The following is a 19924-nucleotide window of genomic DNA, read 5'->3' as shown; positions in this document are numbered from 1 at the left end:
CGGTACCCACCACTCGACACCCCTAGCTCTTTGGGGGGACAGCTGGTGAAGAATCCACTACCGCAGGATGAGCAGGCGGCCACGGGCCGTCTGGCAGACTTCTCGTCCATGGGGGAACCGACCGAGATCCGTAGAGCGAGCGCCGACCGCGCCGACGCGGCTCGCGGAGCTGGTTCCGTCCCGGCCGAGGACCGACCGGTCCGCCTGCCCGACGGAGCCACCCGCGCAGCCCAGACGCCCGCCGCCGCACTGCGCAGCCGCGTACGCGAGCAGCGCCGGACCCCGGCCCGGCCCCGGCTCTGGTTCGAGCTCGCCCTGATCGGTCTCAGCTACTGGCTCTACTCACTGGTGCGCAACGCCGTACCCGAGCAGGAGGCCATCGCCCAGAAGCACGCCTCCTGGATCTGGCACTTCGAGCAGACCGTCGGCGTCGGTGTGGAGCAGGCCGTCAACCACGGCGTGAACTCGGTCGGCTGGCTGATCGTGGGTATGAACTACTACTACGCCACGCTGCACTTCATCGTGACGATCGCCGTGCTCGTCTGGCTCTACCGCGCCCACCCCGGCCGGTACGCGGCCGCGCGGGCCGTGCTCTTCGTCACCACCGGTATCGCGCTGGTCGGCTTCTACTTCTTCCCGCTGGCACCACCCCGCAAGATGTGGGGCGGCGACTTCGTCGACACCGTGCTGGTCCACCACACCTGGGGCTCACTGGCCTCCGGCGCGGGGGCCCAGGTCTCCAACCAGTACGCCGCGATGCCCTCGATGCACATCGGGTGGTCGCTCTGGTGCGGCCTGACGATCTTCTTCCTGGCCCGCCGCAGCTGGGTCCGGGCCCTCGGCCTGGCCTACCCCGCGGCGACCCTGGTCGTGATCATCTCGACCGCCAACCACTTCTGGATGGACGCGGTCGGCGGCGTCCTCTGCCTGGCCGTCGGCTTCGCGGCCGCCCGCGTCATCTACCACGTCTGGGCTTACCAGCTCCCCCGCCACCCGGGCGAGACCCCGGACGAACCCCCGGTCACCGTCCCCGTCCAGTGGACGACCCCGGTCGAGGCGGGCCGCCGCTAACTCCCTGCGGGAGCCCACCAGCGATCATCGGCTTCGCCGACGGGGGCGCGGGGTTGGTCCTTCAGCCGTAGAAGAGGCGCTCGACGACCACCCGGGCGCGCCGCGTCGTGCGGCGGTAGTCGTCGACCAGCTCGCCCGAGTGGCCGGAGCCGTAGCCGAGGTAGCGGGCGACGCCGGCCAGCTCGCGGGTGTCGGCGGGGAAGCTGTCGCCGGCGCGGCCCCGGACGAGCATGACGGCGCTGCGGACCCGGGAGGCCAGCTCCCAGGCCGTGTCCAGCACCTCCGCGTCCTCCGCGTCGACCAGCCCGGCCTCGGCCGCCGCCGCGAGCGCGGCCCGCGTCCGGGTGGTCCGCAGCTGCGGCAGCTCGTGCCCGTGCCGCAGCTGGAAGAGCTGGACCGTCCACTCGACGTCGGCCAGCCCGCCGCGCCCGATCTTCGTGTGGGTGGTGGGGTCGGCGCCGCGCGGCAGCCGCTCGGACTCTATCCGCGCCTTGATCCGCCGGATCTCCATCAGGTCCTTCTCCGGCACGCCCGTGCCGGGGTACCGCAGCGGGTCGATCAGCGCCCGGAAGCGCTCGCCCAGCTCGGCGTCGCCCGCCACCGGCTCGGCCCGCAGCAGCGCCTGGCTCTCCCAGACGTGCGACCACCGCCGGTAGTAGGCCTGGTACGAGGCGAGGGTCCGCACCAGCGGGCCCTGCCGCCCCTCCGGCCGCAGGTCGGCGTCGACCAGCAGCGGCGGCTCGGGCGAGGGCGCCGAGAGCAGCGTCCGCAGCTGGTGGCAGACGGCCTGGGCCGCGCGGGCCGCGTCCTGGTCGAGGACGCCGAGGAGCGGCTCGTGGACGAAGAGCACGTCGGCGTCGGAGCCGTAGCCGAGCTCGTGACCACCGAAGCGGCCCATCGCGATGATCGACAGCCGGGTCGGGAACTCGCCGTTCTCGCGCTCCCAGGCGGCCGTGCAGGCGGCCAGTGCGCCTTGCAGGGTGGCCGCGTTCAGGCTGGTCAGGGCCTCTGCGGCGACGTCCACGGCCGTCCCGGGGTCGTCGTCGAGCCGCCCGAGCACATCGGCGGCGGAGGTCCGGAAGAGCTCCCGGCGGCGGACGCCGCGCGCGGCCGCGACCCCGGCCTCGGCGGTCGCGGCACGGCCGACGGCGGCCCGGATCTCCTGCTCCAGGGCGGCCCGCCCGCGCGGTCGCAGACCGGCCGGGTCGCCGAGCATGGCGACGGCCTCGGGGGCGCGCAGCAGCAGGTCGGGGGCGAGCCGCCCGGCGGAGAGCACCCGGGCCAGCTGCTCGGCGGCGGCGCTCTCGTCCCGCAGCAGGCGCAGGTACCAGGGGGTGCGGCCGAGCGCGTCGGAGACCTGGCGGAAGCCGAGCAGCCCGGCGTCCGGGTCGGCCGAGTCGGCGAACCAGCCGAGCAGCACCGGCAGCAGCGTCCGCTGGATGGCGGCCTTGCGACTGACCCCGGAGGCGAGCGCCGTCAGGTGCCGCAGGGCGTTGGCGGGGTCGGCGTAGCCCAGTGCCTCCAGTCGGGCGCGGGCGGCCTGCGGGCTGAGCCGGGCAGCGGGCATCGGCAGCTCGGCGACGGCGTCCAGCAGCGGGCGGTAGAAGAGCTTCTCGTGCAGCCGCCGCACCTCGACGGCGTGCCGCTTCCACTCCCGGTGGAGCGCGGCGACGGGGTCGGCCCGGGTGTCGTCGTTGATCTCTGCGGCGAGCGAGCGGGAGAGCCGGCGCAGGTCGGCGTCCTCGCGCGGCATCAGGTGGGTGCGGCGCAGCCGGTGCAGCTGGATGCGGTGCTCCAGGGACCGCAGGAAGCGGTATGCGGCGTCCAGCGAGGCGGCGTCGGCCCGGCCGACGTACCCGGCGGAGCTGAGCGCCTCGAGCGCCTCCAGGGTGTTGCCGCTGCGCAGGCTCTCGTCGGTGCGGCCGTGCACGAGCTGGAGCAGCTGGACGGAGAACTCGACGTCCCGCAGCCCGCCCGGCCCCAGCTTGAGCTGGCGGTCCAGCTCGGTGGCGGGGATGGAGTCCACCACCCGGCGGCGCATCTGCTGCACGTCCGCGACGAAGTTCTCCCGCTCGGCGGCCTGCCAGACCAGCGGCGCCACGGCCGCGCCGTAGGCGGCGCCGAGCTCGGCGTCCCCGGCGACCGGGCGGGCCTTCAGCAGCGCCTGGAACTCCCAGGTCTTCGCCCAGCGCTGGTAGTAGGCGAGGTGGCTGGCCAGGGTCCGCACCAGCGGGCCGTTGCGGCCCTCGGGGCGCAGGTTGGCGTCGACCGGCCAGATGGTGCCCTCACCGGTGGTGTCCGAGCAGAGCCGCATCATCCGGGCGGCGAGCCGGGTGGCGGCCTGCAGCGCCTGGTGCTCGTCGACGTCCTCCCGCGCCTCGGCGACGAAGATGACGTCCACGTCCGAGACGTAGTTGAGCTCCCGGCCGCCGCACTTGCCCATCCCGATCACCGCCAGCCGACAGGCCACGGCCGCCTCCGGGTCCTCGTCGGCGGCGATGTCGAGGGCGGTCTGCAGGGTCGCGCCCGCGAGGTCGGCCAGCTCGGCGGCGGCCTTGGGCAGGTCGGTGGTGCCGCTGAGGTCGCGGGCGGCGATGGCCAGCAGGCAGCGGCGGTAGGCGACGCGCAACGCGTCCGCCCGGTCGGCGGGGGCGGCCTGCCGGACGCCGGCGGAGAGCTGGCGGACGAAGTCCTCCGCGCCGGGGTGGATGTCGCGCAGCTCGAAGGTGACCAGGGCATGCCAGTCGGCGGGGTGCCGGGCGAGGTGGTCGCCGAGGGCGGCGGAGGCGCCGAGCACGCCGAGCAGCCGGTCGCGCAGCGGCTTGGAGCCGGTGAGGGTGTCCCGCAGGGTGTTCCGCTCCGCCTCGCCGAGCGCCTCCAGCAGCCGGGCCAGCCCGAGCAGCGCCAGATCCGGGTCGGCGGTGGCACCGAGCGCGTCCAGCAGCACCGGGTCGTTGGCGAGCCCGTGCAGCCCCGGGCCGTCCAGCAGCAGGACGGCGGCCTCGGGGTCGGTGAACCCGCGCCGGACGAGCCGACTCCCCAAGCTGCTCTGCCTGCTGCCGCTCCGTCCGTCCACTGCCATCGCCCCTCCGGCCACCGCAAACAGATGTTCCCTCAGCAGCGTACGTGCCGACCGCGCCGGTCACCTTCCGCCCACTCCGCCGTTAGCACTACGCCGGTCCCGCAGCAGTCCGTAGGTCCGTCTGTCCGTAGGAAGGAGCTCCCGTGCCCGCTCGTCTGCCCTCCCTCACCGGGCTGCGGTTCTGGGCCGCCCTGCTGGTGGTGCTCTACCACCTCTCCCGGCAGGCCGGGCCACTGCCGCTGGTCAGCCCGGTGGTCTGGTACGGGCGCAGCGGGGTGACGTTCTTCTTCGTCCTCTCCGGCTTCGTGCTGGCCTGGACGTACGCCGACTCCCCTACCCGCGCGTGGACGTTCTACCGCCGACGGCTGGCCCGGATCTGGCCGCTGCACGCCCTCACCACGGGGCTCTCGCTCGCCGTGTACGCCGCCGCCGGGGCGGTGCTGCCGTGGCGGGCCGCGCTCTGGTCGCTGCCGCTCGTCCACCCGTGGGTGCGGGAGCTGACGATGGGCGGCAACCCGGCGGGGTGGTCGCTGGGCGACGAGGCGTGGTTCTACCTGCTGTTCCCGCTCCTGCTCCCGCCGCTGCTGCGCCGGGCCGCCCCGGGCCGGCGGGCCGCGCTGGTCCGGTCGGCCGCGCTGGTCCGGTCGGCCGTTCTGGTCCGGTCGGCCGTTCTGGTCCGGTGGGCCGCGCTGGCCTGCCTCGGGCTCGGGCCGCTGCTCTGGCTCGCCGGAGCGCTGGTGGCCGATCCGGCGCTGCGCAGCTGGCTGCTCGACTACCTGCCGCTGACCCGCACCCCGCAGTTCGTGCTCGGCCTGGCCGCCGGTTTCGCCGTCCGGCGCGGCCTGCTGCCCCGGCTGCCGCTCGGCGCGGCGGCGCTCGCCGTACTCGGCTGGCACCTCGCCCTGGTGCCCTGGCACCTCGCGGTGCCGGACACCGCCTGGTACGGGCCGTACTCGGCCTCGCAGCTGCTCTCCGCCCCGCTGTTCGCCTGGCTGGTCGCCGCCGCCGCGCAGCACGACCTGCGGGGCGGCCGCCCGCTGGGCCTGGTGCGGCCGGGCGAGTGGTCGTTCGCCTGGTACCTGGTGCACGAGATCGGGCTGCGCTGCTGGCTGTACGCCTTCGGCCACCCGGCGGCGGGCCTGCCCACGGCGGGCGTCTGGCTGCTGGTGGCAGCCGGCACGCTGGCCGGGGCCGCCGGGCTGCACCGCTGGGTGGAGCGGCCCTGCGAGCGGTGGCTGCGCGGCCCGGGAACGGCGCTGCCGCCCCACCCGGCGCGGGTGGGGCGGCAGCGGACGGCGGATCAGAGCTCGGTCGAGGAGTCCAGGTTGACGTAGGCGTAGAAGACGCCCAGGTCGTAGCCGTCCTTGTCGGTGGCGAAGGTCACCGTGATGTCGGTGTCACCCGGCCGCAGGTAGTTCGAGACGTCCCAGCGGTTGGAGTCGTAGCCGAAGTTGTTCCGGTTGTACGGGTTCCGCGCGAACTGGTCCGACGGGGTCAGCTCCTCGATGGTGGAGTTGAAGGCGTCGTCCGGCGAGTGGTTCGGGTCGCTGAAGGTCGTCATCGGCCCGTTGGTGCTCTTGATCGCGAGCGTGTCGCCGGTCCACTTCAGGTCGCCGTCGTAGACCACGAAGCCGAGCTTGCCGTGCACGTCACCGGGGGTCGAGGGGGTCTTGAGCCCCGTCAGCTGCAGCTGACGGACCGGGCTGTCGGGCAGCTCGACCTGGAAGCCGTCCCAGAGGTGGATGTGCCGGTACGGCTTGCAGGGGTTCTCGTACGCGACCACGATCGTCCAACCGCCCCAGCTGTGCGGCTTCACCACCGAGTCCATGTTGGCGACGGTGTAGGTGCCGTTGCCGTGCCCCTTCACCATGTCGGTGATGTCCGCAGAGGCCTGGTAGCTGCTCTCCTCGGTGGTGGTGATGTAGCCGATCGAGGGCTGGTCGTTGGCGATGTTGGTGTACTGCGCGTCACCCGGCAGCTTGAGGTAGACCTCGTTGATCTGGCTCTCCGGCAGCACCGTGTCGCCGATGCCCCGGGTGCCGCCCCAGTACAGCCGCGCGTACTTGACCTCGGAGCCGTCCACCAGCCCCAGGTCGGCGGAGCTGGCCGAGTAGATCGCGTCACCGAACGGGCCGATGCTGCCCGGGTCGATGTTGACGTACTTCATGTAGTAGTTGTTGTTGATCGGCCGGGAGCCGGCGCCCGTCCGCGCGTCCACGCACGGGGGCTGTGCGGGGTCGAGCTGTGGCTTCGACTCGTCACAGGTCATCAGGCTGTTGCTGATCCTGGTGATCGAGCCGTGCATGTCGCTCTCGAACCGAGTGGTGAACGGCAGCGGGTTGTCGGACAGCGTGGTGGCCCGCTGCGAGCCGTGCTGGGCACCCGGGCCGGGGCCCCGGGCATCCGCGACGGGGCTGGCCAGCAGCTGCGCGGCGACGGCGACCAGCGCCGCACCGGCGACGCCGAGCCGACGCGCGAACCGCCGGGGCTCGGCGGTGCGACTTGTGGTGGAGAGCATGTGTACCTCTCGGTTCGAAGGGATACACCCATCGGACCACAACCCTGTGTGACCGTCATGTCACGTACCGCCAAGAGGGATGCTCTCCATACACGAACGGCCCTGCCCGCTGACCGGAAGTCAGATCTCCTGCAGCCGGGGCACCGGAGCCGCCCGCCGCACCCGCCGAGGGGCCGACCGATAGGCCGCATAGAGCAGCACCGTGGTGACCAGGGCCAGCAACGCCGCGAGAACGCACGACAGCACGTACGCCGGAAGAAGCTCCGACGGCGGCGTGTGGCTCGCCAGCTCGACGAGCTGCACCTGCTCCAGCATCGCCGACAGGAACGAGTGGACCAGCACCACCGGCAGCACCCGCAGCGCCGTCCGCCAGTCACCGTGCGACAGCCCCCACGCCCGGCCGAAGCCCCGGCCCTCCAGCAGGACGGCCATCGGCAGCAGCGCGGCACCGAACGCCAGGTACAGCGCGCCCAACTGGATCGGCAGAATCGCGGACGAGACCACCAGATCGACGTACAGCCTGACGTCGAGGTACCTCAACACCTCCAGCAGCCCGACCAGGCCCAGCACCACCAGCCAGACCGCCAACCGCCCGACCCGCCGCAGATCCGGCCGCAATGCCGCCGCCACCCCGTGCCCACCGTCCAGGATCCGCAGCTTCGCGGACCACCCCCACGCCGCAGCAAGACCCCCCGAGAGCAGCATCACCACATACCCGGCCAACCCCATCCCGGCCCGCTGCAACGCCCACCCCACCCACTGCCCGCCGACCCCGACCGCCGAGAACACCACCTGCACCACCAGCAGCCGCCACCCCACCCCGAACGCCGTCCGCACAGTCCCCCACCAGGCCCCACCGGGCCGCCCACCCTCATCAATCACCGGGCGACCCTAGTGTCCTGAGTCTTAGAAAAGCTGTAGAAGTATGCTGGGTTCATGGCGCGGATGGGTCGACCGACGGTCGAAGTGGTTCTGACGGATGACGAGCGTGAGACGTTGCTGCGCTGGTCGCGGCGGGCGACGTCCGCGCAGGCGCTGGCGCTACGCTGCCGAATCGTCCTCGCGTGTGCTGACGGGCTGTCGAACACCCAGACGGGCGCGAACCTCGGGATCCATCCGACCACCGTGGCCACCTGGCGCAAGCGGTTCGCGGCCCAGCGATTGGAGGGCCTGGCCGACGAGAAGCGGCCGGGCCCTGCCCGCACAGTGACGGACGAGCAGGTCGAGAACGTGATCGTGCGGACTCTGGAGACCACGCCGAAGGGCGCCACACACTGGTCCACCCGCGAGATGTCGAAGCAGAGCGGGCTGAGCCAGTCGACGGTCTCACGGATCTGGCGCACCTTCGGCCTCAAGCCGCACCATGTCGACACCTTCAAGCTGAGTAAGGACCCGCAGTTCATCGAGAAGGTCCGCGACGTGGTGGGCCTCTACCTCGATCCGCCCGAGCGCGCCATCGTGCTCTGCGTCGACGAGAAATCGCAGATCCAGGCACTGGATCGCTCGGCACCGGTGCTGCCGCTGATGCCCGGGATGCCCGAGCGCCGCACCCACGACTACCTTCGAGGGGGCGTAACCACCTTGTTCGCGGCGCTCAATGCCGCCACTGGTAAGGTCATCGGCTCCCTTCACCGCCGCCACCGCGCTGTCGAGTTCAAGAAGTTCCTCGCCAAGCTCGACAAGGAGGTCCCCGCCGAGCTCGACGTCCACCTGATCTGTGACAACTACGCCACCCACAAGACCCCCGCCATCCAAAAGTGGCTACTCGCGCACCCGCGCTTCCACATGCACTTCACTCCGACCAGCTCGTCCTGGCTCAACCAAGTCGAGCGCTGGTTCGGCCTGCTGACGGACAAGCAGATACGGCGCGGGGTCCACAAGAACGTCCAGGCGCTGGAGAAGGACATCCGCGACTGGATCGCCCACTGGAACGAGGATCCCAGGCCGTTCACCTGGACCAAGTCCGCCGACGAGATCTTCGAACGGCTCGCCGGCTATCTGAACCGCCTGCCGAACCCCAACCCTTAGATATGCAGCTCTTCTGAGACTCGGGACACTAGCCCAGCAGCCCCGAACGACGGTACGCAAAAAGCTCCGGGCCTACCGAAGAATGCCGAGCAGGCCCTGGACGGTGCAGCCGATGCCGATGACTGCGAAGAACGCGAACCCGACTCGGGTGAAAGCAACCGCCGCGCGGTAGGCGCGGTGCTCCGGCCCCATCTCGTTCACCTGGATCTTGTAGGCCACGCCGCGGAAGTTGACCACATAGAGGATCAGGGCAAGGGATACCACTCCGGCAACGCCGAACAGCACCCATGAATCGTGGTGGTTCAGGTGATCCAGGTCTATGACCTGTCTGGCGGAACTGAGTACCACGGCCCGGCCTTCCACGAGTCCCTACCTCTCCTGACGGGGCGTCGAGGATCAGGGCTGCTGGCGGGCGTACCCGAGGGCGTCGGCGAATGCGCGGTACGAGGACTCGATGTCGAAGAGCGTGGCGAGATGGGTACCTCCGGTACCGGCGGCGGCGTTGCTCAGGCAGTCGGTGGTGGCCTTCTCCATCTTGTCGAGCGTCTCCTCCCAACTGCGGCGGACGGTCTCGTCGGGCAGCGTGCGGAAGGCCTTGGCCGCCTTCACGTCGTCGAGCACTTGTTGACACCGCGCGGCGATCGCGGGGTCCGTGCTGCCGGCATAGCTCGTCTGGCTCAGGGCGGTCAGGTCCTTGCCGATGGTGACGGCCTGATCCTTGCCACCCTTCGCGGACCAGCTCGCCATCGTCTCCTTGTCCTCGGAGCAGCCGGCCAGCGTGGTGAGCAGCAGGGCGGCACCGGTCACGACGAGGGCGCCCCGCACGACGCGACGCGGGCATATGGACAGGTTCATGGGATGCGTCCTTCGCTTCGTGTGAACTGTCCTGACAGTCTGTCAGTCACGTCCGACAGCCTGCGGGGCCCGGCGCCGTCGCCCAGGGCCCTGCCCGTGCCGGGCGCCGAGCTCAGTGCCGCCGGCGCCGCTGCTCCGCCATCCGGTGCCGGATCACCCGCAGGTCCGCCAAGGCGACCACGGTGAACAGCGACGGGCGGGCCCGGAAAGCCGTGGACAGCCTCTACGAGGCCGCCGATTCCCCACTTGACGGCCCACAGCAACTGAAACGGGCCTGGGCCGACGACGGTGAGTCGCCGGCCCAGGCCCGTTCGTCGTGCAGAGGATGTCCACTGACCTGCGCTTACAGCACCTGGAGGTTCTTCCGCAGCTCGAACGGCGTCACCTCGGAGCGGTACTCCTCCCACTCCTGGCGCTTGTTGCGCAGGAAGAAGTCGAAGACGTGCTCGCCCAGGGTTTCGGCGACGAGTTCGCTGCGCTGCATGAGGTCGATGGCCTCGCCGAGGTTCTGGGGCATGGGCTGGATGCCCATGGCGCGGCGTTCGGCGTCGGAGAGGGCCCAGACGTCGTCGTCGGCGCCGGGGGGGAGTTCGTAGCCCTCCTCGATGCCCTTGAGGCCGGCGGCGAGGGTGACGGCATAGGCGAGGTAGGGGTTGCAGCCGGTGTCGAGGGAGCGGACCTCGACGCGAGTGGAGCCCTGCTTGCTCGGCTTGTACATCGGGACGCGGATCAGGGCCGAGCGGTTGTTGTGGCCCCAGCAGATGTAGGAGGGGGCCTCGCCGCCGGCGCCGGCGGTGCGCTGGGAGCCGCCCCAGATCCGCTTGTAGGAGTTGACCCACTGGTTGGTGACGGCGGCCGTCTCGGCGGCGTGCCGCAGCAGGCCGGCGATGAAGGAGCGGCCGGTCTTGGAGAGCTGGTACTCCGCGCCGGACTCGTGGAAGGCGTTGCGGTCGCCCTCGAAGAGCGAGAGGTGGGTGTGCATGCCGGAGCCGGGATGCTCGGAGAACGGCTTCGGCATGAAGCTGGCGTGCACGCCCTGCTCCAGCGCGACCTCCTTCATGACCAGCCGGAAGGTCATGATGTTGTCGGCGGTGGAGAGCGCGTCGGCGTACCGGAGGTCGATCTCCTGCTGGCCCGGGGCGCCCTCGTGGTGGGAGAACTCCACCGAGATGCCCATCGACTCGAGCATGGTGATCGCCTGACGGCGGAAGTCGTGGCCGACGCCGCGCGGGGTGTGGTCGAAGTACCCGGACTGGTCGGCGGGGATCGGCGGGGTGCCGTCGCCGGGGAGGTTCTTCAGCAGGAAGAACTCGATCTCCGGGTGGGTGTAGAAGGTGAAGCCCTGCGCGGACGCCTTCTCCAGGGTGCGCTTGAGCACGAAGCGCGGGTCCGCGTAGGAGGGCGAGCCGTCGGGCATCAGGATGTCGCAGAACATCCGTGCGGTGCCGGGGGTCTCCGAGCGCCACGGCAGTATCTGGAACGTCGTCGGGTCCGGCTTGGCGATCATGTCCGACTCGTAGACCCGGGCGAAGCCCTCGATCGCCGAGCCGTCGAAGCCGATGCCTTCCTCGAAGGCCTGTTCCAGCTCGGCCGGGGCCACCGCCACCGACTTGAGGAACCCGAGTACGTCGGTGAACCACAACCGGACGAACCGAATGTCACGCTCTTCCAGCGTGCGAAGCACGAACTCCTGCTGCTTGCCCATGGGGACAGTCTCACCTCTGCTCTTTACGTTCGTGTTACGCCTGCAACCGGCCAGGAGCGACGCGAGGGGCACCTGTTCCCCATCATGGCGGACCCCGGCCCGGAGTCCACCTCCGGGGAGGCCGCCGACATGACGAGAAAGGCCCCCCGGAGACATAACGTCAGATAGACGATTACACTCTGGGGCATGCCGAATCTCCGTCTCGCCCTGAGCCAGATCGACCCCTGGGTCGGTGACATCGCGCGTAACAGCGACGAGGTGGTGCGCTGGACCAGGCAGGCCGCCGAGGCCGGTGCCGATCTGGTGGCCTTCCCCGAGATGGTCCTGACGGGGTACCCCGTCGAGGACCTCGCGCTGCGCAGTTCCTTCGTCGAGGCGTCCCGCACCGGGCTGGTCGAGCTCGCCGCCCGGCTGGCCGCCGAGGGCCTGGGCGGGCTGCCGGTGGTGGTCGGCTACCTCGGCCGCTCCGAGGAGCCGTACCACGAGACCGGCCGCCCGGCCGGGTCACCGCAGAACTGCGCGGCGGTGCTGCACGACGGCCAGGTCGTCACCCGCTTCTCCAAGCACTTCCTCCCCAACTACGGCGTGTTCGACGAGTACCGGTACTTCTCCCCCGGCAACCAGCTGCCGGTGCTGCACCTGCACGGCGTCGACGTGGCGCTGGCGATCTGCCAGGACATCTGGCAGGACGGCGGCCGGGTCGCCGCCACCGCCGAGGTCGGCGCCGGGCTGCTGGTGGTGGTCAACGGCTCGCCGTACGAGCGCGGCCGGGGTGACGTCCGGCGGGAGCTGGTGCAGCGCCGGGCCGCCGAGGCGGGCTGCGCGCTCGCGTACGTCAACATGGTCGGCGCCCAGGACGAGCTGGTGTTCGACGGCCAGTCGATCGTGGTCTCGGCCGACGGCGAGGTGCTGGCCCGCGCCCCGCAGTTCGAGGAGACGCTGCTGGTGGTCGACCTGGAGCTGCCGGCCGCGACCGGCGACCACGCCGACGGGCTGCTGCTCGCCGACGGCCTGCGGCTGGTCCGCACCGACCTGGGCGGCGAGCCCCGGCCCGCCCCCGCCGAGCCGGTGACCGGCGGGATCGCCCCGGAGCTGGCCGACGAGGCCGAGATCTACGCCGCGCTGGTCGAGGGCACCCGGGCGTACGTGCGCAAGAACGGCTTCAAGTCCGTGCTGATCGGGCTCTCCGGCGGCATCGACTCGGCGCTGGTCGCCGCGATCGCGGTGGACGCCGTCGGCGCGGAGAACGTGCACTGCGTCTCGATGCCGAGCCAGTACTCCTCGCAGCACTCCCGCGACGACGCCGCCGAGCTGGCCCGCCGCACCGGGCTCAACTTCCGTACGGTGCCGATCGCCCCGATGTTCGACGCGTACATGGGATCGCTCGGCCTCACCGGGCTGGCCGAGGAGAACCTGCAGTCGCGGCTGCGCGGCACGATGCTGATGGCGATCTCCAACCAGGAGGGGCACATCGTGCTCGCTCCGGGCAACAAGAGCGAGCTGGCGGTCGGCTACTCGACGCTGTACGGCGACTCGGTCGGCGCGTACGGGCCGATCAAGGACGTCTACAAGTCGCTGATCTTCCGGCTCTCGCGCTGGCGCAACGAGGCGGCCCAGGAGCGCGGCGAGGTGCCGCCCATCCCGGAGAACACCATCTCCAAGCCGCCGTCCGCCGAACTGCGGCCGGGCCAGGTCGACACCGACTCGCTGCCCGACTACGACCTGCTCGACACCGTCCTCGACCTCTACATCGAGGGTGACCAGGGGCGCGACGCGATTGTGGCCGCGGGCTTCGACGCGGCGGTCGTGGACCGGGTGGTCCGCCTGGTCGACGGCGCCGAGTACAAGCGGCGGCAGTACCCGCCGGGCCCGAAGATCTCCGCCAAGGGCTTCGGCCGCGACCGGCGCCTGCCGATCACGAACCGCTGGCGCCGCGGCTGACGCTCCGTCGGCGACAGCCAGTTGCACCGGCCAGGGGTGCGGGGAACTGCGCGAACCGGGGGAGACGGGCCCGTAGCCTGCCGCCCTCGCGCAGTTCCCCGCGCCCCTGGTGGTTCACGCACGAGTACGGGAGCCCCCGGTCAGTAGCGGTAGCCGGCGGCGATCGGGAGGTGGTCGCTGCCGTCTGCGGGGAGGACCCAGGAGTTGGTGGGCTTGAGGCCGCCCTTGCTGAGGATCTGGTCGATCCGGGCCATCGGGAAGGCGGCCGGCCAGCTGAAGCCGAAGCCGTCGCCGGCGGCGCCCTGGGCGGAGCGGAGCTGGGAGGTGACGGGGGCCAGGCTGCGGTCGTTGACGGTGCCGTTGAGGTCGCCGAGGAGGATGACCTTCTTCAGCGGCTCGGCCTGGATCGCCTCGCCGAGGGCCTTGGCGCTGACGTCGCGCTGACCGGCGGTGAAGCCGGCGTCGAACTTCACCCGGACGGACGGCAGATGGGCGACGTACACCGCGAGCGGGCCCTTGGGGGTGGTGACGGTGGCGCGGAAGGCCCGCGTCCAGCCCATCTTGATGTCGACCACGGAGACGTCGCCGAGCGGGTACTTGGACCACAGGCCGACGGTGCCCTCGACCACGTGGTACGGGTACGTCCCGGCCAGGCCCCTGGAGTAGGTGGTGACGGCGCCGGAGGCCAGCTCCTCCAGGGCGACGATCTGGGCGCCGGAGCCGTTCAGCAGCCGGACGGTACCGGCCGGGTCGGGGTTGGCGGCGGCGACGTTGTGGGTGAGGACGGTGAAGTCGGCACCCGCTCCGGCGCCCTTGCCGGTGCTCTTGTCGGTGAGCAGCCCGCCGAAGAGGTTGACCCAGACGATCGCGGGCAGCAGCACCGCCGCCAGCGCGGTGGCCGAGCGGCGCCAGAGGCCGAGCGCCAGCAGGATCGGCACGGCCAGGCCGACCCAGGGCAGGAAGGTCTCCAGCAGGCTGCCGAAGTTGCCGAAGGTGTTGGGCACCCAGGAGTGACAGGCCATCAGCGCGGCGGTGAGCACCGCCACGGCGGCCAGCACCCAGCCGCGCCGCCAGTCCTTCCAGGGGGAGGACGGGCTCTCGGGCGCACGGGTGGTGGTCGTCGCCTCTGCGCTGTCGGCCTGCGTCATACCCCTGGTCCTCCGTACTGTCCCGCTTCGCCTGACCGATCCCGGTTTAGTCGGATTCTCGGCTCAGCCTATGACGGGACAGACGCGGCCCGGCCTGCCCCGGGTTGCGACGCGCCTCGGCGAGTGAGATTCACCACCGGACGGGCCCAAGGGCGGCCGGTCAGCGGGCGGTCAGCGAGCGGGGTCGGCCCCCACGCCGCGCAGGACGGCGTCGACCATCCGCTCGGGGAGCGTCGGGTCGTCCAGTGGGGCGTCCTCCCAGAGGACGGTGCGCAGCAGCATCGGGCCCATCACGATCTCGGCCAGGATGTCCAGGTCGAGGTCGTCCCGGAGCACGCCCTCGTCGACGCCGCGCCGGATGATCGTGCGGGCCAGCTCGCGGCGCGGCCTGAGCACCCGCTCCTCGTACGCGTTGCGCAGCTCGGGCCAGGAGTGCATCTGGCCGAGCGCGGCCTTGAGCATCCAGCGCGAGCGCTTGGCGAGCCCGGCCTGCCGCATGTACTCCATCATGCCGACCAGGTCGTCCCGGACGCCGCGGCCGCAGAGCACCGGCTCGGGGACGTCGAGCCGGGCGACCACGTCGATCAGCAAGGCTTCCTTGTTGGGCCAGCGGCGGTAGATGGTCGCCTTGCCGACCCCGGCGGCGGCGGCGATCCGCTCCACCGAGAGCTCGGCGAGCCCGGCGCCCTCCTCCATCAGCCGCTCCACGGCGGCGAAGATCGCCTGCTCGGCGGCCTCGCTGCGCGGACGGCCCCGCCGGGGAGCGCCTGGCTCTCCGGCGGAGCAGTCACGGTCGGCGTGGGCCTTCGGCGCCGTGGTCTCGGTCTTCATGGCCCTATTCTCCACGGCTCGGCTCAGGCCCCGACAGAGTCCGGCTCGTTCGCCGGTTGGGCCTGGGCGACGGGTGCGGCCGGGGCGGCCTCGGGCTGGACCCTGCCGGGCAGGAGCAGCCAGGCCAACAGCATGCCGACGGCGGTGATCCCGGCTGAGAGCCCGGCGACGACGTGCATCGCGTGGATGAAGGAATCCTGGGCCGGGGCGACGAGGGCCGCGTCGTGGGTGTGGTCGGCGATCGCCAGGGTGGCCTCCAGCGATTCGCCCGCCTTGTCGCGGAGGGCGGCCGGGAGCTGGGCGATGTGGTCGGCGATGCCGTCGCGGTAGACGGTGGAGAGCACCGCGCCGAGCACGGCGACCCCGAGCGAGCCACCGACCTGGCGGAAGGTGTTGTTGATCGCGGAGCCCGCGCCCGCCTTCTCCCGGGGCAGCGAGCCCATGATCGCGACGGTGACGGGCGGCATCACGTGCGCCATCCCGGCGCCCATCACGAAGCCGAGCACGACGAGCACCCAGATCGGGGTGGAGACCCCGAGCAGCAGGTAGCCGAGGAAGCCGACGGCGATCAGTGCCATGCCGCCCGCGCAGGTGGCCCGGACGCCGAAGCGGTCGACCACCAGCCGGGCCCTGGGGGCGAAGATCAGCTGGGCGGCGGCCAGCGGCAGCATCAGCACGCCGGCCTGCAGGGCGCTGTAGCCCCGGACGCTCTGGGTGTAGAAGACGCCGAAGAAGGAGACGCCCATCAGCGCGAAGAAGACGATGCCGACGACGGCGACGGAGCCGCTGAACTGCTTGCGGCGGAACCACGTGACGTCCAGGGCCGGGTGGCTGGTGCGCCGCTCGTGCAGCACGAACAGGACGAGCGCCAGCGCGCCGCCCGCGACCGGCAGCCAGGCGCCGGGGGCGGTGAAGTCCGCCAGCTCGCCACCCTTGATGATGCCGTAGATCAGCGCGACCAGGCCGATGATCGAGAGCAGCACGCCGACCGGGTCGAGGCGGCCCGGGTTCGGGTCCTTGGAGTTGGGGACGAAGACCGCCATGGCGACCAGTGCGAGGGCCACGATCGGGACGTTGACCAGGAAGACCGAGCCCCACCAGAAGTGCTCGATCAGCAGGCCGCCGGTGATCGGGCCGATCGCGATCGCCAGGCCGACGGCCCCGGCCCAGATGCCGATCGCCTTGGGCTGCTCGTGCCGCTCGAAGACGTTCATGATGATGGCCAGCGTGGCGGGCATCACGAAGGCGCCGCCGAGGCCCATCACCGCGCGGTAGGTGATGAGTTCACCGGACGAGGCGGAGAAGGCGGAGAGCAGCGAGCCGAGGCCGAAGACCAGCATCCCCGCCAGCAGCGTCCACTTGCGGCCCATCCGGTCGCCGAGCAGCCCGGCGGTGAAGAGCAGGCCGGCGAAGACCAGGGTGTAGGAGTTGATCGACCATTCGAGGTCGCTCTGGCTGGCGCCGAGCCCGGTCGGGGCGGGCGAGGCGATGGTCTTCATCGCGACGTTGAGGATCGAGTTGTCGAGGACGACGACGAGCAGCGCGAGCACCAGGGTGCCGAGGATCAGCCAGCGCCTGCGGTGGATCGCCTCGGGGATGCGTGGTGGTGCGGCCGGTCCGCCCGGTGCACTGGGCGCGGATGCGCTCTGGGTAGCCATTTCTGCGTGTTCCCGTCCGTACGAGGTTGTCACGGACTTACGAGCCGCATGCGTCTCGTAACCCCTTCGGTGTCAGAGTAGCCGGTTTTTCGATACGAGACGTGCTCGTATCGTAAAGCCTGGGCAAAGGACCTCAGGTGACGATCTCCGGTACCCGGCTCTTTGCGACGGGGCGAGCCCGTGCAAGCATGGAGGAGATCCGGGGACGCCGTACGGCGCCACGAGACGACAACCCTTCAGGAGCCTGTTCGATGAACGCTTCTCAGCTTCAGCCTGCCCCCGCACCGGGTACCACCCAGGGGCAGCAGACCCTCTACGGCGGGGTCACCAACCGCCGGGTCACCGTCCGCGACCTGGCCGCCGCCAAGCAGCGCGGCGAGCGGTGGGCGATGCTCACCGCGTACGACTCCCTCACCGGCGGGGTCTTCGACGAGGCCGGTATCCCCGTCCTCCTCGTCGGCGACTCGGCCGGGAACTGTCACCTCGGCTACGAGACCACCGTGCCGGTGACCATGGACCAGATGGTGATGCTCTCCGCAGCCGTCGTCCGAGGCACCAAGCGCGCCATGGTCATCGGTGACATGCCGTTCGGCTCCTACCAGGAGTCGCCCGCCCAGGCCATGCACAACGCCGCCCGGCTGATGAAGGAGGCCGGGGTCGGCGCCGTGAAGCTGGAGGGCGGCGAGCGCAGCGCCCGTTCGATCGAGCTGCTGGTCGAGGCCGGCATCCCGGTCATGGCCCACATCGGGCTCACCCCCCAGTCCGTGCACGCCTTCGGCGGGTACCCCGTCCAGGGCCGTGGCGACGAAGCGGCGCACCAACTGCTGCGGGACGCCAAGGCCGTCCAGCAGGCCGGTGCCTTCTCGGTAGTCCTGGAGGCCGTGCCCGCCGAGCTGGCCACCACCGTCACCGAACAGCTGGCCATCCCGACGGTCGGCATCGGCGCGGGCGTCGGCTGCGACGCGCAGGTGCTGGTCTGGACGGACATGGCCGGCATGACGGCCGGGCGGGTGCCCAAGTTCGTCAAGCAGTACGCCAACCTGCGGAGCGTCCTGGGCGACGCGGCCCGCGAGTTCGCGGCGGACGTCACGGCGGGGACCTTCCCGGCGGCGGAGCACACCTTCAAGTAGGCGCCGACCGACAGGGGGCGCGGGCAGTGCCCGCGCCCCCTGTCGCGTTGCTGACCGCGCATGACAGCGGATGACAGTGCGGGTGACAGTGGGCTGACGGCGGGCTGACAGCGCGGCCCGGCAGTCTCTGGGACATGACACGAAACGCCACTGCCCCGGCCGACCGGGGGCCGCTCAGCTCGGAGAACGCCGTCGAGGTCCGCGGCATCGTCAAGCACTACGGCGAGACGAAGGCCCTCGACGGGGTCGACCTCACCGTCCGGCAGGGGACGGTCCTCGGGGTGCTCGGGCCGAACGGCGCCGGGAAGACCACGCTGGTCCGCGTCCTCTCCACCCTGATCAAGCCGGACGCCGGCACGGCGTACGTCGGCGGGTACGACGTACTGCGCCAGCCCCGGCAGCTGCGGCGGACGATCGGCCTCACCGGCCAGTACGCCTCCGTCGACGAACTGCTCTCCGGGTACGAGAACCTCTACCTGATCGGCCGCCTGCTCGACCTCTCCGGCAAGGCCGCCAAGGCCCGCGCCACGGAGCTGCTGGAGCGCTTCTCGCTCACCGACGCCGCCAAGCGGCCCGCGAAGACGTACTCGGGCGGGATGCGCCGCCGCCTCGACCTCGCCGCCAGCATGATCGGCAGCCCCAAGGTGCTCTACCTGGACGAGCCGACCACCGGTCTGGACCCGCGCACCCGCAACGAGGTCTGGGACGAGGTCCAGCGGATGGTCGCCGACGGCACCACCGTGCTGCTCACCACCCAGTACATGGAGGAGGCCGAGCAGCTCGCCCACGAGCTGACGGTCATCGACAAGGGCCGGGTCATCGCCGCCGGCGGCATCCACGAGCTGAAGACCCAGGTCGGCGGCCGGACGGTGCAGGTGCGGCCCGCCCACCTGGCCGAACTCCCCGAGATGGCCCGCTGCCTGGGCGAGGCGGGCATAGCCGCCACGGTCTCCCCCGACACCGGACTGCTCTCCGTGCAGATCGCCGACGACGAGCAACTCACCGCCGTGGTCGGCGTGTTGGGCGGCCGGGGCTTCGGCATCGCGAGCATCGACACCAAACTGCCCAGCCTGGACGAGGTCTTCCTCGCCATCACCGCCAAGCCCGGCGCCTCCGCCGCCCGCACCCTGCTGAAGGAGACCGTGGCATGAGCGCCGCGACCCTGACCCCCGGCCACCTCGACGACCCGCGCATCGGCCTGCGCGGCGGCCTGCGCCACCTCGGCGCGCTGACCCGCCGCAACCTGATGCGGATCAAGGCCGACCCCGAGTCGATGCTGGACGCGCTGCTCGTCCCGATCATCTTCACGCTGCTCTTCGTCTACGTCTTCGGCGGCGCCGTCAAGGGCAACCAGCACGAGTACATCCAGTACATGATCCCCGGCCTGCTCGGCACCACCGGCCTCAACCTGGCGATGGGCGTCGGCACCGGCCTGAACAGCGACTTCCAGAGCGGGGTGATGGACCGCTTCCGGACGATGCCGATCGCCCGCTCCGCCGTGCTGCTCTCCAAGATGGCGGCGGAGACCCTGCGCGGGCTGGTCTCCTTCACCATCCTGATCCTCTTCTCGATGCTGCTCGGGCTGGAGATCACCCAGGGGTTCTGGCACCTGCTGGCCGCGGTCGCCCTCTCGCTCACCTTCGGGATGTCGATCGTGTGGATCTCCATGCTGCTCGGGATGTCGCTGCGCAGCGCCCAGGCCGTCCAGGGGGTGTCGATGATCGTCATCATGCCGCTGCAGTTCGGCAGTTCGATCTTCGCGCCGACCAGCACCATGCCCGGCTGGCTGCAGACCTTCACCGAGTACAACCCGCTCTCGGCGCTCGCCGACGCCTGCCGCAACCTGATCAACGGCGGGGCGCTCACCCACTCCGTGACGATCGTCCTGGTGTGGTCCTTCGCCATCACGGCCATCACCGCGCCGCTCGCGGTCGCCCGCTTCCGCAAGCGCACCTGA

General features: G+C 71.3%; 16 protein-coding genes. 7 read left to right on the top strand and 9 right to left on the bottom strand.

Features of this window, described 5'->3' with window-relative positions; translation table 11 throughout:
• Positions 1 to 108: 108 nt before the first annotated feature.
• The gene (locus tag ACR68M_RS25265; RefSeq protein ID WP_441246404.1) at positions 109 to 1071 is read left to right on the top strand and encodes a phosphatase PAP2 family protein; all 963 of its coding nucleotides are present in this window, start codon (positions 109 to 111) and stop codon (positions 1069 to 1071) included.
• A gap of 61 nt (positions 1072 to 1132) precedes the next feature.
• Here the strand turns inward: ACR68M_RS25265 and ACR68M_RS25260 are convergent, their stop codons facing one another.
• Positions 1133 to 4153, bottom strand: coding sequence for a bifunctional [glutamine synthetase] adenylyltransferase/[glutamine synthetase]-adenylyl-L-tyrosine phosphorylase (locus tag ACR68M_RS25260; protein WP_441246403.1), 3021 nt, complete (start codon positions 4151 to 4153; stop codon positions 1133 to 1135).
• A 143-nt stretch (positions 4154 to 4296) separates the two neighbouring features.
• Between ACR68M_RS25260 and ACR68M_RS25255 the strand changes: the two genes are divergently transcribed.
• Positions 4297 to 5487 carry an acyltransferase family protein gene (locus ACR68M_RS25255; RefSeq protein ID WP_441246402.1) on the top strand — a complete coding sequence of 397 codons (1191 nt, stop codon included), beginning with the start codon at positions 4297 to 4299 and terminating at the stop codon, positions 5485 to 5487.
• On the opposite strand, the gene ACR68M_RS25250 is transcribed toward ACR68M_RS25255, so the two are convergent.
• A complete protein-coding gene (locus tag ACR68M_RS25250; protein ID WP_441246401.1) occupies positions 5454 to 6671 on the bottom strand; it encodes a hypothetical protein in 1218 nt (405 codons plus the stop codon). The genes ACR68M_RS25255 and ACR68M_RS25250 overlap by 34 nt on opposite strands.
• A 120-nt stretch (positions 6672 to 6791) precedes the next feature.
• Positions 6792 to 7553 (bottom strand): hypothetical protein, encoded by a 762-nt coding sequence (locus ACR68M_RS25245; protein WP_441246400.1) that lies wholly within the window; start codon positions 7551 to 7553, stop codon positions 6792 to 6794.
• 54 nt (positions 7554 to 7607) lie between these two features.
• On the opposite strand from ACR68M_RS25245, the gene ACR68M_RS25240 reads away from it, so the two are divergent.
• A complete protein-coding gene (locus ACR68M_RS25240; protein ID WP_441246399.1) occupies positions 7608 to 8699 on the top strand; it encodes an IS630 family transposase in 1092 nt (363 codons plus the stop codon).
• A 72-nt stretch (positions 8700 to 8771) separates the two neighbouring features.
• On the opposite strand, the gene ACR68M_RS25235 is transcribed toward ACR68M_RS25240, so the two are convergent.
• From ACR68M_RS25235 to glnA, 3 genes are all read right to left on the bottom strand, one after another.
• Positions 8772 to 9062: a hypothetical protein gene (locus ACR68M_RS25235; protein WP_441246398.1), complete on the bottom strand. Its 291-nt coding sequence runs from the start codon at positions 9060 to 9062 to the stop codon at positions 8772 to 8774.
• A gap of 33 nt (positions 9063 to 9095) precedes the next feature.
• Entirely contained in the window at positions 9096 to 9554 is a 459-nt protein-coding gene (locus ACR68M_RS25230; RefSeq protein WP_441246397.1) for a hypothetical protein, read from the bottom strand.
• Positions 9555 to 9897: 343 nt separating this feature from the next.
• Entirely contained in the window at positions 9898 to 11259 is a 1362-nt protein-coding gene (gene glnA / locus ACR68M_RS25225; RefSeq protein WP_441246396.1) for a type I glutamate--ammonia ligase, read from the bottom strand.
• A gap of 186 nt (positions 11260 to 11445) precedes the next feature.
• On the opposite strand from glnA, the gene ACR68M_RS25220 reads away from it, so the two are divergent.
• Positions 11446 to 13200, top strand: a complete 1755-nt coding sequence (locus tag ACR68M_RS25220; RefSeq protein ID WP_441246395.1) for an NAD+ synthase — start codon at positions 11446 to 11448, stop codon at positions 13198 to 13200.
• 140 nt (positions 13201 to 13340) lie between these two features.
• Here ACR68M_RS25220 and ACR68M_RS25215 read toward each other — a convergent pair whose 3' ends face one another.
• From ACR68M_RS25215 to ACR68M_RS25205, 3 genes are all read right to left on the bottom strand, one after another.
• Positions 13341 to 14348 (bottom strand): endonuclease/exonuclease/phosphatase family protein, encoded by a 1008-nt coding sequence (locus ACR68M_RS25215; protein WP_441246394.1) that lies wholly within the window; start codon positions 14346 to 14348, stop codon positions 13341 to 13343.
• 171 nt (positions 14349 to 14519) lie between these two features.
• Entirely contained in the window at positions 14520 to 15179 is a 660-nt protein-coding gene (locus ACR68M_RS25210; protein WP_441246393.1) for a TetR/AcrR family transcriptional regulator, read from the bottom strand.
• A gap of 23 nt (positions 15180 to 15202) precedes the next feature.
• Positions 15203 to 16837 (bottom strand): MFS transporter, encoded by a 1635-nt coding sequence (locus ACR68M_RS25205; protein WP_441246392.1) that lies wholly within the window; start codon positions 16835 to 16837, stop codon positions 15203 to 15205.
• 251 nt (positions 16838 to 17088) lie between these two features.
• On the opposite strand from ACR68M_RS25205, the gene panB reads away from it, so the two are divergent.
• From panB to ACR68M_RS25190, 3 genes are all read left to right on the top strand, one after another.
• Positions 17089 to 17967, top strand: coding sequence for a 3-methyl-2-oxobutanoate hydroxymethyltransferase (panB, locus tag ACR68M_RS25200; protein ID WP_441246391.1), 879 nt, complete (start codon positions 17089 to 17091; stop codon positions 17965 to 17967).
• A 134-nt stretch (positions 17968 to 18101) separates the two neighbouring features.
• Positions 18102 to 19118 carry an ATP-binding cassette domain-containing protein gene (locus tag ACR68M_RS25195; RefSeq protein ID WP_441246390.1) on the top strand — a complete coding sequence of 339 codons (1017 nt, stop codon included), beginning with the start codon at positions 18102 to 18104 and terminating at the stop codon, positions 19116 to 19118.
• Entirely contained in the window at positions 19115 to 19924 is an 810-nt protein-coding gene (locus tag ACR68M_RS25190; protein ID WP_441246389.1) for an ABC transporter permease, read from the top strand. The genes ACR68M_RS25195 and ACR68M_RS25190 overlap by 4 nt, the downstream gene beginning before the upstream one ends.

This window comes from Kitasatospora sp. McL0602, from assembly GCF_052076145.1.
Classification (GTDB): Bacteria; Actinomycetota; Actinomycetes; order Streptomycetales; family Streptomycetaceae; genus Kitasatospora.
The sequence above is the reverse complement of the archived record's forward strand: the minus strand, read 5'-3'. Positions and strand labels throughout refer to the sequence as shown.

Bases quoted from the DNA above. Each gene is read 5' to 3' on its own strand.
- glnA (WP_441246396.1), bottom strand. From the start codon at position 11,259: ATGGGCAAGCAGCAGGAGTTCGTGCTTCGCACGCTGGAAGAGCGTGAC.
- ACR68M_RS25215 (WP_441246394.1), bottom strand. From the start codon at position 14,348: ATGACGCAGGCCGACAGCGCAGAGGCGACGACCACCACCCGTGCGCCC.
- ACR68M_RS25240 (WP_441246399.1), top strand. From the start codon at position 7,608: ATGGCGCGGATGGGTCGACCGACGGTCGAAGTGGTTCTGACGGATGAC.
- ACR68M_RS25265 (WP_441246404.1), top strand. From the start codon at position 109: ATGGGGGAACCGACCGAGATCCGTAGAGCGAGCGCCGACCGCGCCGAC.
- ACR68M_RS25260 (WP_441246403.1), bottom strand. From the start codon at position 4,153: ATGGCAGTGGACGGACGGAGCGGCAGCAGGCAGAGCAGCTTGGGGAGT.
- ACR68M_RS25250 (WP_441246401.1), bottom strand. From the start codon at position 6,671: ATGCTCTCCACCACAAGTCGCACCGCCGAGCCCCGGCGGTTCGCGCGT.
- ACR68M_RS25190 (WP_441246389.1), top strand. From the start codon at position 19,115: ATGAGCGCCGCGACCCTGACCCCCGGCCACCTCGACGACCCGCGCATC.
- ACR68M_RS25220 (WP_441246395.1), top strand. From the start codon at position 11,446: ATGCCGAATCTCCGTCTCGCCCTGAGCCAGATCGACCCCTGGGTCGGT.
- ACR68M_RS25205 (WP_441246392.1), bottom strand. From the start codon at position 16,837: ATGGCTACCCAGAGCGCATCCGCGCCCAGTGCACCGGGCGGACCGGCC.
- ACR68M_RS25230 (WP_441246397.1), bottom strand. From the start codon at position 9,554: ATGAACCTGTCCATATGCCCGCGTCGCGTCGTGCGGGGCGCCCTCGTC.
- panB (WP_441246391.1), top strand. From the start codon at position 17,089: ATGAACGCTTCTCAGCTTCAGCCTGCCCCCGCACCGGGTACCACCCAG.
- ACR68M_RS25195 (WP_441246390.1), top strand. From the start codon at position 18,102: ATGACACGAAACGCCACTGCCCCGGCCGACCGGGGGCCGCTCAGCTCG.
- ACR68M_RS25210 (WP_441246393.1), bottom strand. From the start codon at position 15,179: ATGAAGACCGAGACCACGGCGCCGAAGGCCCACGCCGACCGTGACTGC.